Annotated in this window: 11 protein-coding genes and 2 pseudogenes; 3 read left to right on the top strand and 10 right to left on the bottom strand. The window is 76.4% G+C overall.

What is annotated here, in order from left to right; translation table 11 throughout:
- Positions 1–162 precede the first annotated feature (162 nt).
- Both C0216_RS32175 and C0216_RS32170 read right to left on the bottom strand, forming a co-directional pair.
- On the bottom strand, positions 163–954 hold the full coding sequence (locus tag C0216_RS32175) for a thioesterase II family protein (RefSeq protein ID WP_114059305.1): 792 nt from the start codon (positions 952–954) through the stop codon (positions 163–165).
- Positions 955–1,091: 137 nt separating this feature from the next.
- Positions 1,092–1,187: pseudogene (locus C0216_RS32170) on the bottom strand (short-chain dehydrogenase); the annotation flags it as partial.
- A 102-nt stretch (positions 1,188–1,289) separates the two neighbouring features.
- Between C0216_RS32170 and C0216_RS32165 the strand changes: the two are divergent.
- Positions 1,290–1,973, top strand: a complete 684-nt coding sequence (locus tag C0216_RS32165; protein ID WP_114059304.1) for a GNAT family N-acetyltransferase — start codon at positions 1,290–1,292, stop codon at positions 1,971–1,973.
- A 37-nt stretch (positions 1,974–2,010) separates the two neighbouring features.
- Here the strand turns inward: C0216_RS32165 and C0216_RS32160 are convergent, their stop codons facing one another.
- The 8 genes and pseudogenes from C0216_RS32160 to C0216_RS32130 form a co-directional block, all read right to left on the bottom strand.
- Positions 2,011–2,607, bottom strand: a complete 597-nt coding sequence (locus C0216_RS32160) for a dihydrofolate reductase family protein (RefSeq protein WP_114059303.1) — start codon at positions 2,605–2,607, stop codon at positions 2,011–2,013.
- 166 nt (positions 2,608–2,773) lie between these two features.
- Positions 2,774–3,475, bottom strand: coding sequence for a formyltransferase family protein (locus C0216_RS32155; protein ID WP_114059302.1), 702 nt, complete (start codon positions 3,473–3,475; stop codon positions 2,774–2,776).
- The gene (locus C0216_RS35420) at positions 3,472–4,110 is read right to left on the bottom strand and encodes a phosphopantetheine-binding protein (protein ID WP_428985510.1); all 639 of its coding nucleotides are present in this window, start codon (positions 4,108–4,110) and stop codon (positions 3,472–3,474) included. Before C0216_RS35420 ends, C0216_RS32155 begins: the two co-directional genes overlap by 4 nt.
- 42 nt (positions 4,111–4,152) lie before the next feature.
- A pseudogene (locus C0216_RS35415) lies at positions 4,153–5,964 on the bottom strand (amino acid adenylation domain-containing protein); the annotation flags it as partial.
- 869 nt (positions 5,965–6,833) lie between these two features.
- On the bottom strand, positions 6,834–8,528 hold the full coding sequence (locus C0216_RS34180) for an NAD-dependent epimerase/dehydratase family protein (RefSeq protein WP_246043009.1): 1,695 nt from the start codon (positions 8,526–8,528) through the stop codon (positions 6,834–6,836).
- Complete coding sequence (locus C0216_RS32140) at positions 8,513–10,810, bottom strand: AMP-binding protein (RefSeq protein WP_162793375.1); 2,298 nt, start codon at positions 10,808–10,810, stop codon at positions 8,513–8,515. The genes C0216_RS34180 and C0216_RS32140 overlap by 16 nt, the downstream gene beginning before the upstream one ends.
- 5 nt (positions 10,811–10,815) lie before the next feature.
- Positions 10,816–11,679, bottom strand: coding sequence for a hypothetical protein (locus tag C0216_RS32135; protein WP_114059298.1), 864 nt, complete (start codon positions 11,677–11,679; stop codon positions 10,816–10,818).
- A gap of 6 nt (positions 11,680–11,685) precedes the next feature.
- Positions 11,686–12,789 carry a 3-oxoacyl-ACP synthase III family protein gene (locus C0216_RS32130; protein WP_114059297.1) on the bottom strand — a complete coding sequence of 368 codons (1,104 nt, stop codon included), beginning with the start codon at positions 12,787–12,789 and terminating at the stop codon, positions 11,686–11,688.
- A gap of 621 nt (positions 12,790–13,410) precedes the next feature.
- On the opposite strand from C0216_RS32130, the gene C0216_RS33735 reads away from it, so the two are divergent.
- A complete protein-coding gene (locus C0216_RS33735; RefSeq protein WP_162793374.1) occupies positions 13,411–13,560 on the top strand; it encodes a hypothetical protein in 150 nt (49 codons plus the stop codon).
- Positions 13,561–13,838: 278 nt separating this feature from the next.
- A complete protein-coding gene (locus tag C0216_RS32125; protein ID WP_114059296.1) occupies positions 13,839–15,296 on the top strand; it encodes an FG-GAP repeat domain-containing protein in 1,458 nt (485 codons plus the stop codon).
- The last annotated feature ends 79 nt before the right edge of the window (positions 15,297–15,375 follow it).

Genomic DNA, 15,375 nt, shown 5'->3' with positions numbered 1-15,375 from the left:
CTCGGCCGCCCGCGGCCTCCGCGGCGCGGCGCGGCGCAGGCAGCGGCCGGATCCGGCGTCGGCGGGCGCGGTGGACCCGGCCCCCTCCGGGCGCACGCGATCGGGGGAACGTACGCCGTGGCCTGCGGCGGCGCGACCGGCGCCCGGGGCCGGACGGCGCCGTCAGCGGGCCGCCGCGCGGAGGGCGGTCGTGACCAGGCCGGCCAGGGTGTCCTCGCGGCCCTGGAGGTAGAAGTGACCGCCGGGAAAGATGCGGGAGGTGAAGTCCTCGGTGGTGGCCTCGGCCCAGGTGGCGAGGGATTCGGGCGGGCAGCCCGCGTCGGAGTCGCCGCCGAGCGCGGTCACCGGGACGGGGACGCGGGCCAGGGGGCGGGCCGGGCGGTACCGGGTGAGCTGCCCGAAGTCGCCGTGCAGGGAGGGCATCAGGAGTTCGCGGAGTTCGGGGATGTCGTACACCTCGGGCTGGGCGGCGCCCTGGTCGCGGACGTAGGCGAGGAGGGAGTCGTCGTCAAGGGCGGGCAGGTTGGTGCGGTCGCGTACGGGGGCGGGTGCGCCGGAGACGAAGAGGCGGACGGGCAGGGCCTGCGGGGCGTGCCGGGCGAGCCGCAGGACGGTCTCGTACGCGACGAGCGAGCCCATGCTGTGGCCGAAGACGACGGTGGGCAGGGCGGGGAGCGCGGCGAGGGCGGCGGCGACCGCGTCGGCGAGCTCGCCGAGGGTGTCGGGGCAGGGCTCGCCGAGCCGCTCCTGGCGGCCGGGGTACTGGACGGCCAACAGCTCGGTGTCGGCCGGCAGGTGGCGGGCCCACGGCTGGTAGGCGGGGGCGGCGCCGCCGGCGTGGGGCAGGCAGACGACACGGGAGCGGAAGCCGGTGACGGGCGCGTAGGCCGCCGTGCCGGGGGTGCGGCCGGCTGCGGGGGTGAAGCGCTTCAGCCAGCGGTCTGCGTCCTGCATCCTGGTTTCTCCGGTCGTTCGTGCGCGTACGGGCGCTCCGCCGCCCGCCCGGCGGTCGGCCCGCCGGGCACCAGGATGCCGGTGCCGGATGCGCGCCCGGGCACCGGGGCCCGGGACGACGCGGTGGCCGGCGGCGGCTACAGCGGCTCGCCGAGGGGGCCGTGGACCGGTTCGAGGGCGTCGGCCCAGTGGGCGGCGAAGTCGGGCTGGGTGCCGTCGGTGTCGGTGAAGCCGAGCGGGCGGCCTGCGCGGCGGCAAACCGGACCCGTCAGCGGACGGCGGCGGGGGACGGCCGCTCGCCCCACGACCCGTTGCGGTCATGCTCTAATCGCCGGATGGCGAAGATCGAATCAGAGCTGATACGGCGCTGGCTGAACGGCTGGACCGCGGCCCGCTCCCTGCCCGAGGCCGAGTCGGTCGGGTCAGCCGGGGACGGCCTGCGGTCAAGGTGCGACCAACCCGGCCGCGAGGTCGAGGTGTTCGCGCTCCGCGCGGACGAGGACCCCGCATCGTTGACACGGCTGGCGGCAGCCGTGGCCGCCGCGAGGCAGACCACCTGGCTCACGGTGCCCACGCAGCGCCCGGACGCCGTCGAAGCCGTCGTCAACGCCGCCGGGCTGGAGCTGCTCCACCGGTCCGAGTGGCTCATGTCGGCCGATCTGGGCGGACACCCGCAGCACGCGCCCGCCGCACCGTACGAGCGCGAGGTCCGCACCGACGGACCGGTCACGGCCGTCTCCCTCCGCCACCCCTCCGGAGAGGTGGCGGCGCGCGGCACCGTCGCCGTGGTCGGCGCCGACGCGGTCGCCGACCGCATCGAGACGGACCCGGCGCACCGGCGACGCGGCCTGGGACGCGCCGTGATGGGCGCTCTGGCGGAGGCCGCCGTGGCCCAGGGCGCCCGTACCGGTCTCCTCATCGCCAGCGAGGAGGGGCGGCGCCTCTACTCCTCGCTGGGCTGGCGCCGGGAAGCCGGCGTCGTGATCGCCCGGGGGCCGGCGGCTCCCTCCGGCCGGTAGGCCCGCCCGCACCGGGCGGGCCCGGGCCGCCCTGGGGTCAGGCAGTGGTGCGGGTGTAGGTGAGGAACACCGCTCCGCTCTTGAGGACCGTGTGGTCGGCGAGCGTCCACGTGCGGGGGTCGAAGACCGCCTTGCGGGAGAACAGCGGGATCCCGTCGCCCAGGGTGAGCGGGGCGACCTTGAGGACCAGCATGTCGATCTCCGCGTACAGGGATCCGGCCAGCTCGGCGCCGCCGATCAGCCAGATGTCCTTGCCGTCCTGCTGCTTGAGCTCGCGCACGGTCGCCACCGGGTCGCCGGAGACCAGCTCGACGGCCGGGTCGGGAAGCTCCGTGAGGGTGCGGGAGAACACGAGGTGCCGCAGGTGCGGGTAGGCGTCGGCGATGCCGGCCGCAAGGCCGATCTCGTACGTGCGGCGCCCTTCGAGGACGGTGTCGAACCGGGTGCCCTCGGCCGTGACGGACAGCGCCTGCCGGGCATGGACGGGCAGAGTCTCCGGGTACTCGGCGACGAGGTGCTCGATGTAGTCCTCCGCGATCGGCCAGAAGCCGTTCGGACCGGTCGGGTCGGCGCCGTCCGGGCCGGCGATGAAGCCGTCGAGCGTGGTGGCGATGTAGTAGACGAGTCGGCGCACGCCGGGTCCCTCCTGTGGGTCCGCTGCGGTACGCCCCGGGCCGTCGGCCGGCAGCCGGGTCGCGCGCCGCGGAACGATCATGGCATCGGGTCGCGGGGCGGCCCAACCCCGTTTGCTGCGGAGGAAGTTCCCGTACGCATACGGGAGGCCGGGCGGCCGCCCCGGCTCAGGGTCCTACGCGGTGCAGGGCCTCGGCGACCTCGGGGGCGTGGACCGCGAAGGGGCCGAGGTCGGTGGCGCGTGCGAAGGAGGGGGAGCCGCGGTGCTCCCCGAGGCGGGCGAGGGCCCGCCGCCCGTAGTACGCGCCCGGCCCTGCGGCGGCCGGCGGGTTCGGCCGGGCGGCCGGGGGCCGTTCGCCCGCGGCCACGGCGGGCAGCGTCTGCTCGAACAGCGCCTGGCAGGCGCGAACGCCGCGCAGCATCACCTCGTGGAAGCGGTCCGCGGGCCCGATGGGGAAGCGCTGCTCGGCGAGCACGGGGCCGGTGTCGATCCCGGCGTCGACCTCGTGCACGGTGGCCCCGTACTCGGTGTCCCCGTGGAGCAGCGCGAACACCACGGCGGCGGACGGCAGTCCCCGGTGCTGCGGCAGCAGCCCGTTGTGGACGTTGACGATGCGGAGCCCCAGCGACAGCACCGGGGCGCGGAAGACCTGCCGGTTGTTGACCGACCAGACGACCCCGTCGGTGCAGGCCGCCGCCAGGTCGGCGGCCGCCGCGTTGACGTCGGCCGCGGCGAGGTGCGCCGTGCCGGGGCCGGCGGCCGCCGCGTCGAGCGGGTCCGAAGAGCAGACCAGGTCGACGCGGTGGCCTCCGGCGGCGGCGTGGGAGACGGCACGGCGCAGCAGGGCGCCCTCTCCGACGAAGATCATGCGGTGGTTCCTTCGCGTACGGCGGTGAGGCGGTCGCAGACCCGGCCGAGGGTCAGGTCGCGGACCAGGACGGCGAGGTCCTCGGTGAGGCGGCGCGCCTGGTCCGGGGTGAGCAGGTCGGCGCTGACGGCGCTCAGCATCTCGACGAGGGCGAGCGAATCGCCGCCGAGCGCCTGGAAGTCGGAGTCGGCGGTCAGCACGGAGGCGTCGACCCCGAGGACGGTCGCCCAGTGGCGGGCCACGCGGGCGTGCAGCGCCGCGGGGCTGCCGCCGGGGTCGGTGCCGGCCGGCTCGGGAGGCTCGGGAGGCTCGGCCGTGGGTGGGGCGGCGGTTCCGGCGAACGGGTCGGGGAGGGCGTCGAAGTCCGTCTTGCCGCTCACGGTGGCGGGCAGGGCTGCGACGGTCAGGATGTGCGCCGGGATCAGGTGCCGGGGCAGGATCCCGGCCAGGTGGGCGCGGAGCTCGTCCGCCGAGGGCGCACCGGCGGAGGGCGCCGGGCCGGACTCGGCCGGGGCCGCCGGGTCGGCGGCCGCCGGGGCTGTGGCCGTGGTGCCGCGGGCGGGGACTGCGTACGCGCACAGGACCGGGCCCCGTGCGCCCGGTCGGCGCCGGGTCGTGACCGCGGCGCGGGCCACGCCGGGGTGTGCCTCCAGGGCTGCGGTGATCTCGGCGGGCTCGATGCGGTGGCCGGCCACCTTCACCTGGCCGTCCGCCCGCCCTGCGAAGGCGATGCCGCCGCCCGGGAGGCGGCGTCCGAGGTCGCCGGTGCGGTACGAGCGCACCCCGTCGGGCCCGGTCGCGAACGGCGTGCCGGCGCCGGCCGGTTCGGCGGGCGCCTGATCGGGGCGGTGGTAGCCGCGCGCCACCTGCACGCCGTGGACGACGATCTCGCCGACGCGGCCGGCGTCCTGCGGGCCGGACCCGATGGGCGTGCCGTCCTCCGCGACCAGGTCGACGCGGAGGTCCGGGCCCGGTGTGCCCAGCGGCAGCGAGGGGCCCGTCTCGGTGTCGTCCACGACGTGGGCGAGGCAGGCGACGGTGGCCTCGGTCGGCCCGTAGCCGTTGATCAGCCGGCAGCCGGTGCCGAAGGCGGCGTACGCGGAGCGGACGGCCGCCGGGGTCAGTTCCTCGCCGCCGAGCAGGAGGGTGCGCAGGCGGCCGCCGCCGTCGCCGTCGAGGAGGGCCAGGTGGGACGGTGTCAGGGCGAGCGTGTCGGCCCGGTGTTCGGCGACGAGCGCGCGGAGCACGGCGGGGGACGGCGCTTCCGGGGCGAGGACGGCCGTTCCGCCGGCCAGCAGGGGCAGGAACAGCGGGAAGCAGGAGATGTCGAAGGCGTAGGAGGAGGCGAAGCCGAAGCGGGTGCCTTCGCCGACGCGGCACAGGCCGGTCATCCAGCGGACGAAGGCGGCCAGCCCGCGGTGCTCGACCAGGACGCCCTTGGGGCGGCCGGTCGAGCCGGAGGTGTGCATGACGTACGCCAGGTCGCCCGGGGCCGGTGCGGTGCCGGCCGCAGCCGGGGGGTCGGCGGGCTGCGCGGGCGTCGGCACGTCCTCGACGGCCAGGAGCTCGCCGGGGACGAACCCGGCGAGTCCGGGGACCAGGTGGCGCCGGGTCAGCGTGAGACGGGCGCCGCAGGACGCGAGGACGCCGCGGACCCGCGGGCCGGGGTGGGCCGGGTCGAGGGGGACGTAGGCGGCGCCGGCCTTGAGGATCCCCCACAGCGCGGCCACGCCCTCCGGGGTGCGGTCCACGACGAGGCCGACGAGGTCCTGGCGGGCGGTTCCGCGCCGCACCAGCTCGGCGGCGACCGCGTCGGAACGCCGGTCCAGTTCCGCGTAGGTGACCGGTCCGGCGGGCCCGTCGAGGGCCACGGCCGCGGGGGTACGGGCGGCCTGCGCGCGGAAGAGGTCGACGACAGTCGCGCCGGCCGGGGCGGCCTGGGCGGAGGGGACAGCCGGGGCGGCCGGGGCGCCCGTACGAGTGTCGGCGCCGCCTGCGAGAAGCCGGTCGAGGACGGCGTCCAGGAAGGCGGGGGCGCGGCGCGGCAGGGAGGGGTCGGCGGCGCGGACGCCGAGGGTGATCTCGGTCGTGTCGGCCGTCTCCGCGACGGCGAACGACAGCGGCACCAGCGGCGCGTGCACGGGCAGGGCGTAGGCCGTGGCGGCGGTGAACCCGCCGCCGGAGAGTTCGCCGGTGTCGAGCCGCCCGAGGTGGGAGACGACGGCGGAGGCCAGGTGCCGGTCCGTGCGTACGGCGGCGGACTGCGCGGCGCGCAGCAGCGCGGCGAGGGCCGGGCCGGGCAGGCGGCGGACGAGCCCAGCTTCGAACCCGGCGGCGAGTTCGCCGCCCTCGGCGAGGGCGGTCAGCAGGCGGGTGTGGGCGGCGGCCCAGTCCTGGCCGGGGCGCAGGTCGAGGAAGAGGGGCAGGGTCAGGTTGCCGGTGGCGGCGGCGAGGTGCGGGAGGTGGCGGCGCAGGTCCACGGGGACCATGGCGCGCGTGTCGAGCCGTGCTGTGTCGGCGACGGCCTGGGCGAGCCGGGCGGTGAGCGCGGGGTGCCGGCCGGGCAGGGTGCGGCGCAGCCACAGCGTCTGCGACGGGGAGCCGGCGGCCGCGGCGGGGCCGAGCGGGGAGCGCCGCCCTGGCAGCGGCGCGGGCCGCCGGCGGGGTCGGCCGCCCTGGTCGGCGGCGAGCCGGCGCAGCACGCCGAGGTCGGTGGACGGGTCGGCGGCGGGCCGGGCGGCCTCGCCGCGGAGGGCGCGGAAGACCTCGCGCACCCAGGTGAGGGCGCCGTGCCCGTCCATCAGGGCGTGCGAGGCGCTGAACACGAGGGTGGTGCGGGCACCTCCGGCACCGGGCACGACGAGCACCTCGCAGCCCGGCTGGTCCGCCGGGCCGGACCGGTCGGTGAGGAGGCGGGCGGTGTGCGGGTCCGATACGTCGAACCGGCCCCGGGCGGGGGGCGCGTGGAGGACGTGCGGCGGCGGGCCCCCGGCCGTCCACAGGGGGCCGCTGCGGACGAGCCGGGAGCCGGGGCACGTCTGCGCGGCCCGTGCGACGGCGGCGCGGAGCCGGTCGGGGTCGGGGAGGCCGTCGCCTTCGACGACGATCCGCAGGGCCATGGCACCGCGCGGCTGCCCGGCGGCGAGGTAGAGCCGCTCGGTGGGCGACACGGGCCGCCGGTACACACCGCCGGGCGTGCGGGCCTCCTCCGGCGGGGCGGGTGTGCCGGACCCGGCGGACGGCCGGGGCGCCTCCGCCGGGCCTGGAGCCTTCTGCGGGCCCGCCTCGTCGGAGGCTGCGGGTGTGCGGGGCTCCTCCGGCTGGTTCGAGGTGCCGGGCGGGTGCGGTGTGCTGGTGGTCATCGTGAGGTGTCCTCTCGGCCGGCGGGTCCGGCCGGATCGGTGGATCCGTGACGCGGCGTCCCCCCTCCGGGCGCCGCCCCTCCGCCGGCGTCTGCGGGCCGCGCGGCTCCGGCACGTGTGGTGCCGGTGGGGCGGGTCCCGTGCGAGGGGCGGCCGGAGTCGTCGCTCTCGGGCTCTGCCGCTGCGCGGCGCGGCGTGCCGGGGGGCCTGGGCTGTCCCGCGGGACCGCGTGCGGCGCGGCGGCCGCGGCCCGCGGCAGCGGACGGGATGTCGGCGGGGCCGCGAGCGGACGTCGGGCTCGTACCGGAGGCCGGCGCGATACCGGAGGCCGGCGCAGGACTGGAGGCAGGTGCAGTACCGGAGGCAGGTGCAGAGCCCGGCGGTGTGTCGGCCGGAGGGTGCGGGGCCGGGTGTTCGGCGGGGTCCGCTGCGGGGCCGGTGTGCGGGTGGGCGGTGCTGCGCGGGGTGGCGGGGGCGGCGTGCTGCCGGCGCGGGCGGGCCGCGGTGTGTGCGGCTGCGGTACGGGGTCCGGCGGTGCCGCCGCCTGGTGCCGTTTCTGCCGGCGGGTGCGGGGCGCGTGCCGGGGCCGGGGGTGTGGCGTCCGGGGTGTGCGTGTGGGCGGGGCGGGGGCGGGGGGCCGTCCAGGACGCGACGCCGCCCTGCGCGGCGACCCAGCGGGTCAGGCCGGCCAGGCCGTCCTCCCGGGTGCGGACGGGGGTGTAGCCGAGGTCGCGGCGGGCCGCCGTCGTGTCGTACGTGCTCGAACGGGTCAGCAGGGCCATCATGTACCGGCTGATCGGCGGGCTCGTCCGGGCCCGGGCCGCGGCGTCCGGGCGCAGCCGCCACACCGCCTCGACCGCCGCGGCGAGCGCCCGGCCCGCGGGCAGCGGGATGCGGGGCGCGGGCGGCGGGCAGCCGAGGCGGGCGGCGACGTCGGCGAGGAACGGCCACAGGTCGGTCGTCTCCTCGTCCGCGACGAAGTACGCGCGCCCGCCGATGCGTTCCGCCGGGGCGGACACGGCGGCCCGCAGGCAGGCGTCGACCGCGTTGTCGACGTGGCAGAGGGAGACCAGGACAGGTCTGCCGCCCGACAGGTCCGGGAGGCGTCCCGCGTGCAGGGCGCCCATGAGGCGGGGCAGGAACCCGGCGTGGTCGCGCGGCCCCCAGATGCCGCGGGGCCGCAGGGCGCAGGTGGTGAAGCCGGCGGTGTCGGCGGCGAGGACGTGCTGTTCGGCGACGGCCTTGGTCGCGCAGTAGTCGTTGAACCAGCGGGTGGGGTAGGGGGTGGTCTCGTCGATGCCGAGCCGGTCCCCCTCCCGCAGGTGCATCAGCGCGCTGGGGCTGGAGACGAACACGAACCGGCGCGCGCCGGCGGCGCGGGCGGCGTCCATCAGCCGCAGCGTGCCGGTGACGTTGGCTTCGGTGAACTGGGCGCGGGTGCCGTGGTCGACGACGCGGGCGGCGCTGTGCAGGACGGCTTCGCAGCCGTCGGCGGCGCGCCGGAGCGAGTCGGGGCGGGTGAGGTCGCCGGTGACGAGTTCGACTCCGGGCAGGGTGCGCAGCCGGTCGGTGTCGCTGCCGGGGCGGACGAGGGCGCGTACGCCGTGGCCGGAGCGCAGGCAGGCGTCGGCGAGGTGGCCCCCGAGGAAGCCGGTGGCTCCGGTGATCAGGATTTTCACAGCTGCCGCCACCAGGTCGCCCCGTAGAGCATGGTCAGGCCGACGGCGGCGGGGCGGCGGATGCCGGCCGCGCGGGCCCGGGGCAGGGCCAGCGGGATCTGGACGGCGTGCCCGGCGGTGCTGAGCACGGCGTCCGCCCACCACAGCAGGCGCGGCAGGCGCGCTTCGGGCACGCCGACGGCCGCCGCCCACACGGCGCCGCCGACGAGGTACGCCCACCCGGCGAGCGGGACGAGCCGGGCGGCGCGCCGGCGGGGTGTCGGGGAGGTGGGAGGGGTGAGGCGGCGTTCGGCCCAGCGGGCGAGCTCCTCGCGGCCGATCTTGGCGTTGTGCCGGATGTCGACGGGGAAGCCGGGGTGGTGCAGGAACTCCTCGACGCCGGTGGTCGGTGCGTGAGCGCAGGCGAGGGCGCGCAGTTCGGCGGTGAGGCGCTGCCAGGCGGCGTCGTCGAGGTGCTCGTCGACGGTCTCGACGCAGACGACCGGGCGGAGGCGGTCCCGCCGCGGGTCCGCGGGCGCACCGCCGGGGGCGGTGCCGGATGGCCCTCCGGGCGCTGAGCCGCCGGCGGCTGTCGCGCTGCCCGCGGCGGTGCCGCCCTCGGCGGTGCGGTGGGCGGTGTCGGTGTTCGTGTGTGCGCTGCTGCCTGCGGCGGCGCGGGCGGGAATCGTCCTCTGGGCGGTGCCGCGTGCGGTGCCGCTGCGGGTCGTCGTGCGTCCGCCGCGGCCCCAGCCGCTGTCCGGGGCTGCGGGGATGCCGACCAGGGCCGTGCGGCGGACCTGGGGGTGGGCGTTGAAGACGCCCTCGCAGCGGACCGTGTGGAGGTCGCGGTGCTCGGTGCGGACGCGTTGGGCGGAGCGGCCGCAGAACCAGAGGCGGCCGTCGTCGTCGAGGTAGCCGAGGTCGCCGGTGCGGTGCCAGGCGGGGCCGGCGGGGTCGGCGGCGTCGGGCACCTTGTGGAGCCGGTCGGCGTCCGGGGAGTGGTGGTAGCGGGGGCTGACGCAGTCGCCGCGGACGGCGATCTCGCCGACCCGGCCCGCCGGGAGGTGGGGTGTGGGGAGGGGCAGCGGGCCGTCCGTGACGGGCAGGATGGCGAGGCGGATGCCGGGGACGGGGCGTCCCACGCAGGTTCCGGCGCCTTCGGCGGCGCGTGCCGCCGTACCGCCGCCACCGCCGCCACCGCCGGGGGCCGCGTCCGCGTCCGCGGCCGGGCCAAGGAGTTCCTCCGCCTCGATCGACGTGACCGGCAGCGCCTCCGTCGCCCCGTACGTGACGTGGATGCGGGCCCGCGGGTCCAGTACGCGGCGCAGCGCGGCCACCGTCGTGTCCGGTACGGGTGCTCCGCCGCCGACGACGCAGTGCAGGTCGGGCAGCGGGTGGCGGCCGGGGGCGGCGGCGCCGAGGTGGGCGGCGAGGGGGCCGAGGAGGGCGGGGGAGGCGAACATCGTGGTGACGGCGAAGCGTTCGAGTGCGTCGACGACGAGCGCGGGGTCGGCCTGGGCGACGCGGGAGGGGGCCAGCGGGGCGAGGACGAGGGTGGAGCCGTAGACGAGGTCGAGGACCCCGTAGAACGGCAGGGTGACCAGGGAGGTGTCGTCGCGGGTGCGGCCGTGCACGGCCTCGATCTGGCGGGCGATGGACAGGGCCATGCGGTGGGTGTACTCGACGCCCTTGGCGGGGCCGGTACTGCCGGTGGTGAAGCCGATCATCAGCAGGTCGTCGCGGCCCGCGGCCACGGGTGCGGCCGCGCCGCCCTCGGCGCCGAGGGTCCGTAAGGCGGTGAGGGTGCGGGCCCTGCCGAGGCGGTGCCGTCCCAGGGTGACGGGGACGCGGATCCCGGCGAAGGTGCGGCGGCCGAGGAGGCGGGCGGCGTGCGCGAGGGGCGGCCCGATGAACGCCTCGGCTCCGACGGTGCGGTAGCAGTGCAGCATCCGGCGGACGCCCATGCCGGGGTCGACGACGACGGGCACGGCGCCGACCCGGAAGAGGGCGAAGGCGAGGGCGAACAGTTCGGGTCCGGGCGGCGCCATCAGGACGGTTTTGGTGCCCTTGGTGATGCCGGCGCGGGCCAGGCCGGCGGCGAGCTCCTCGACGGTCTGCTGGAGCCGGCCGTAGGTGAGGGTCCGGTAGGCGGGGCGGGCGCCGTCGCGCCGCGGGCCGCCGACCGGGTGGATGACGGCCGGCTTGTCGGGGAAGGCGCGGGCGTTGCGTTCGAGGAGGCCGGCCAGGCTGTGGGCGCCGAGGTCGTCGGCGGCTGCGGGCCGGGCTCCGGCCGGGGTGGCGGTCGTGGTCGGCATGGCGGTCACCATCCCTGCGGGCGGTAGGAGGCGCAGGCCGCTCGCGGTCCGGCGCCGGCGGTGACGAACAGGAGGGTGTCGACGCCTTGGGGGCGGGCGTGTTCCAGGGCGTGCAGGTAGCCGAGGACGGGGGCCGCGGTGTGCGGCCGGCCGCGTCCCGGATCGCCGCCGGCGCCCGCGGGGGCGTCCGGGCCGATGACGAGGGTGCGGCCGGTGTCGAGGCCGAACTCGGCGGTGTACGCGGCGACCGCGGCCGCGGCGAGTTCGGCGGTGCGCTGCTCGTGGCCGGGGGTGCGGTGCACGGTGATGCGGGAGCGTCCGCCGGTGCCCATGGTGTCGAGGTCGAGGTAGCCCGCGACGTCGGTGGGCCGGTCGCCGCCGTAGTGGCGTACGGGCCCGAAGCCCGTGCCGGGGTCGGCGTCGCGTTCGAGGAGGAACGCGCCCGCGAGGTCCGCGTAGGGGTAGTCGGGGTCGCGGGAGGCGTCGCCGCCGGGGTGGACGTCGGCGGCGGTGATGAGGAGCCGCTCGGTGGTGCCGGTGGCGAGGAGGGACTGGCCGGCCTGGACGGCGCTGAGGACGCCGCAGGCGCCGTCCATGAGGTCGAAGGAGAAGCCGGCGGCGGGCTGGGGGTCGGCGAGGTAGTCGGGGTTGATGCCGGTTTCCTTCTGGACCAGGGCGGCGAGGGCCGGTTCGAAGGTGTTGTTCTCGCGGTAGACGCCGACGTTGACGAGGACGCCTACGGCGGACGGGGAGACGCGGGCGCGGGCGAGGCAGCGGCGGGCGGCGCGCCCGGCGAGGTCGGCTGCGGAGGCGGGGGTGCCGGGGTCGGTGTGGGTGGCGGTCGCGGATGCGGTGATGACGATGCCCATGGCGGATCACGCCCCTGCGTGGGTGACGGTGGCGGACAGCGCGCCGGTGACGAGTCCCGAGGCGGCGGGCACCAGGAGGTACTTGGCGCCGGCGGTGGCAGCGCGGTCCCGGTCCGGGCCGGTGCCGTCGCCGGCCGCGGCGCGGGTGCGGCGGAGGTGGTCGCGCAGGGTCAGGAAGTGGGAGGTGGTCGCGGTGTTGCCGTACTGCTCCACGGTCTGGAGGGACGGCGGCATGGGCGTGCCGAACTCCGCCTCGGCGGTCCGGTTGGCGTACTCGATGAACCGGGTGCCGACCTGGTGCTGAATGATGTGGTCGAATTCCTCGTCCTCGAAGGAGCGCCCGTTCTTGGCGAGGAAATCCTCGTGGAACCGCGGCCACAGTTTGAGGCGTTCCCGGTCGTGCATCTTCTTGTTGTCGGTGTAGAGGCCGATTCCCTGGCTGCGGTCGCTCGGCATTCCCATGCAGAGGTGGGAGTATTCGGCGCAGGTCATGAGCTCGATGTAGTGGATGCGGTCGGCGGGGCCGGTGGATTCGTCGAGGACGACCGCGGCGGCGGAGTCGCCGACCGAGAGGGAGGCGAACTGCGGGTCGTAGGAGTCGCGCAGTTCGCGGGCGGCGGTGCGGGCGACGCGGGTGGCCTGCTCGCCGCTGACGACCATGCCGGTGCGGACGGCGCCGGAGCGGATCATCCGGTCCAGCAGCCACACGCCGGTCATCATGCCGGCGCAGGCGTTGGAGACGTCGAAGCTGACGGCGGGCCGGGCCCCCAGCTCCTTGGCCAGCATCCCGGCGAAGGACGGCTCGAAGTGGAAGCGGCTGCCGTCCTTCACGCGGGTGATGGACGCGCTGATGACGACGTCGAGGTCGGCCGCCCGGTGGCGGGAGACGGCCAGGCAGTCGCGGGCGGCGGCGAGGGCCATCCCGAAGGAGTCCTCGCCTGCGGCCGGGTCGGGGTCGTGGACGCGGCGCTCGGCGATGCCGGTGATCCGGCGGACGTCCGCGTCGCCCAGGTTCGGCACCTTCGCGCGGAGTTCGTCGTTGGTCTCGCGTCCCGCGGGAAGAAAGGCGCCGAGGGCCTCTATTCGGCTGCGGCGCTCGGTGGTACTCATATTCGCCCTCCATGGCGATCCGCCGGGCCTTCGAAAGGTCAGTGGCTCCGGTCGGTAAATGGCTGAGGGCCGTCACTGGTGACGGACAGCGAAGTTACCGTAGCGTACGGAATTCCCTACCCAGGTCGCCTGACCGGTTCCGGGGGGCCGCCCGATCGAATATCGGCCAAACCGCGGCGGGCCAATTCGCCTGCCGGTTCGGGACTTTCGGCCCGGACCCGGGGCGCCGGTGCCGGGCCGGGCGTCCCCGTACGGACACCCGTACGGGCACGGAACGGGTGTCCGTACGGTCCCCGCTGCATGCGCAGCCGCGCAAAAGATGTCCGGAACCGCCCGGTCCGCCTTGACCTCGCTCCCCCACCCGCCACCCGGCGCGCCGGCACCGTGCGGCAGTCCGGCTGGCCCGGTTGGGCCAGGGCCGGTTCGGTCCAGTCGATCTCTCTTCCCAGGGCTTTGACCAGCGGCGAAGCTGATTCCTGTCAGCGAGGGAGACCTCGGGGACACCGCCTCGAAGGCCTGAGGAAACGTCACCGCGGGACGTGTCCGAAGGAGTCGGTCCGCTCACGGGGCCGGGCGGGACGCCACACCACCGACCCTGTCGTTCGAAAGGAATCCAGCGCCATGCGTATCCACGTCATGAGGGCCGCCGCGGTCTTCGCCCTCGCCGTCGGACTCACCTCGGTCGCCCCGATGGCCTCGGCCGTCCCCCTGGAGCGCACTCCGGGGGCGGCGGCACCGGCCGCGGACGCCGCCGGCGCCCTCGCCGGCTGACGTCCCCTCAGGCGACCGGACGGGGACGCACCGGGACACACCGGGGATGCACCGGGGACGCACCGCCGCCTCCTCCGCCACACCAGACCGCTGTACCTGCAGGGCAGCCGTCCGACCAGCGCCGGAACCCCTCCCCCGCCGCCACCCGGCTTTCCCTCCGCACCAGCCCGCGGCCCCGCCGCACCACGACAGCGCACCGAACCGCCGGTCGAGCCCACGGACGACCCCTGCTCCCGGCACCCACCACAACCTCACGCACGACGAACCGGAGTACACCCATGCCTCGCAACGGACAGACCGCCCGCCGCACCGGAATCGCGGCCCTCCTCGCCATCGCCGCAGCGGCCGGCACCGTCGTCGCGGTCAACGGCCCCGCGACCGCCGCCCCGGCCTCCGTGGCCCCCGTGACCGGCGGCGCCGCAGCGGCCGACTCAGGAAACCCGGACTTCGGCAGCCCTGGCCAGGGCGCGGAGACGCCCGTCGACGCCGAGGCCCGCGCCACGTCGTTCGCCGCGGCCGCCACGACGCCGAAGATATCCCGCGACACGGTCATCGAGCGGGCCAAGAGCTGGGTCGGGATCGGCCTCGACTACGACTGGGGCGGCCGCCACGGCGGGTACCGCACCGACTGCTCCGGCTTCGTCTCGATGGCCTGGGACCTGGACACCTCGCTGACCACGGACGGCTTCGAGCCGCGCGGCACCGTCTACAAGATCGGCAAGTCGGACCTGAAGGCGGGCGACGCCCTGCTCGACAACGACCCCGGCGCAGGCGGCCACGTCGTCCTCTTCGAGCGGTGGGCCAACAGCGACCACACCAAGTACTGGGGCTTCGACTTCACCCCGAGCGGAGTGCACCACCGCATCTACGACTACCCGTACTACCCGGGGTACGGCCCCTACTACCCGGTCCGCTACAAGAACATCGTGGACGACGAGGCCCCCAAGCCGCAGCCCGCCCCCGGCATGACCGACCTGGTGGCCGCGAACATCAACGGCGACTCCGTCGACGACGTCGTGGGCGTCGAGGCCTCCACCGGCAAGCTGTGGCTGTACAAGGGCAACAGCAACGGCACCATCGCCGCCGGCAGCGCCCGCGTCGAGATCGGCTCCGGCGGCTGGAACGGCATGTCCAACCTGGCGGCCGCCGACTACAACGGCGACGGCAAGGACGACATCGTCGCCACCCAGGAGTCCACCGGCAAGCTCTACCTCTACCCCGGCACCGGCTCCGGCCTGGGCGCCCGCAAGGAGATCGGCTCGGGCGGCTGGAACGGCATGAAGGACCTGATCGGCGGCGACTTCTCGGGCGACGGCAAGGCCGACGTCGTGGCCGTCGAGAAGTCCACCGGCAAGCTGTGGCTCTACAAGGGCAACGGCACCGGCGCCATCGGCGGCGGCAGCAGCCGCGTCCTGATCGGCTCCGGCGGCTGGAACGGCATGCACGACCTCGTCGGCATGGACGTCGACAACGACCGCAAGACCGATGTGGTCGCCGCCGAGTCCTCCAGCGGCAAGCTCTTCTTCTACAAGAGCACCGGCACGGGCCTCGCCGAGCGCAAGGAGATCGGCTCGGGCGGCTGGAACGGCATGAACGACCTGATCGGCGGCGACTTCACCTCGAACGCCTACGACGACCTGGTCGCCGTCGAGAAGTCCACCGGCAAGCTCTGGCTCTACCCCGGCACCGGCTCCGGCCTCTCCGCCCGCAAGCAGATCGGCTCCGGCGGCTGGTAGCAGCCCCGCGGCCCCGGCGGGGGTGACGACACCGCCCCCGCCGGCCCTGCACCCGGCCCGGCATCCGCCCGGCCCCCTC

The organism is Streptomyces globosus, assembly GCF_003325375.1.
Taxonomy (GTDB): Bacteria; Actinomycetota; Actinomycetes; order Streptomycetales; family Streptomycetaceae; genus Streptomyces; species Streptomyces globosus_A.
This window is presented reverse-complemented; position numbering and strand designations above follow the sequence as displayed.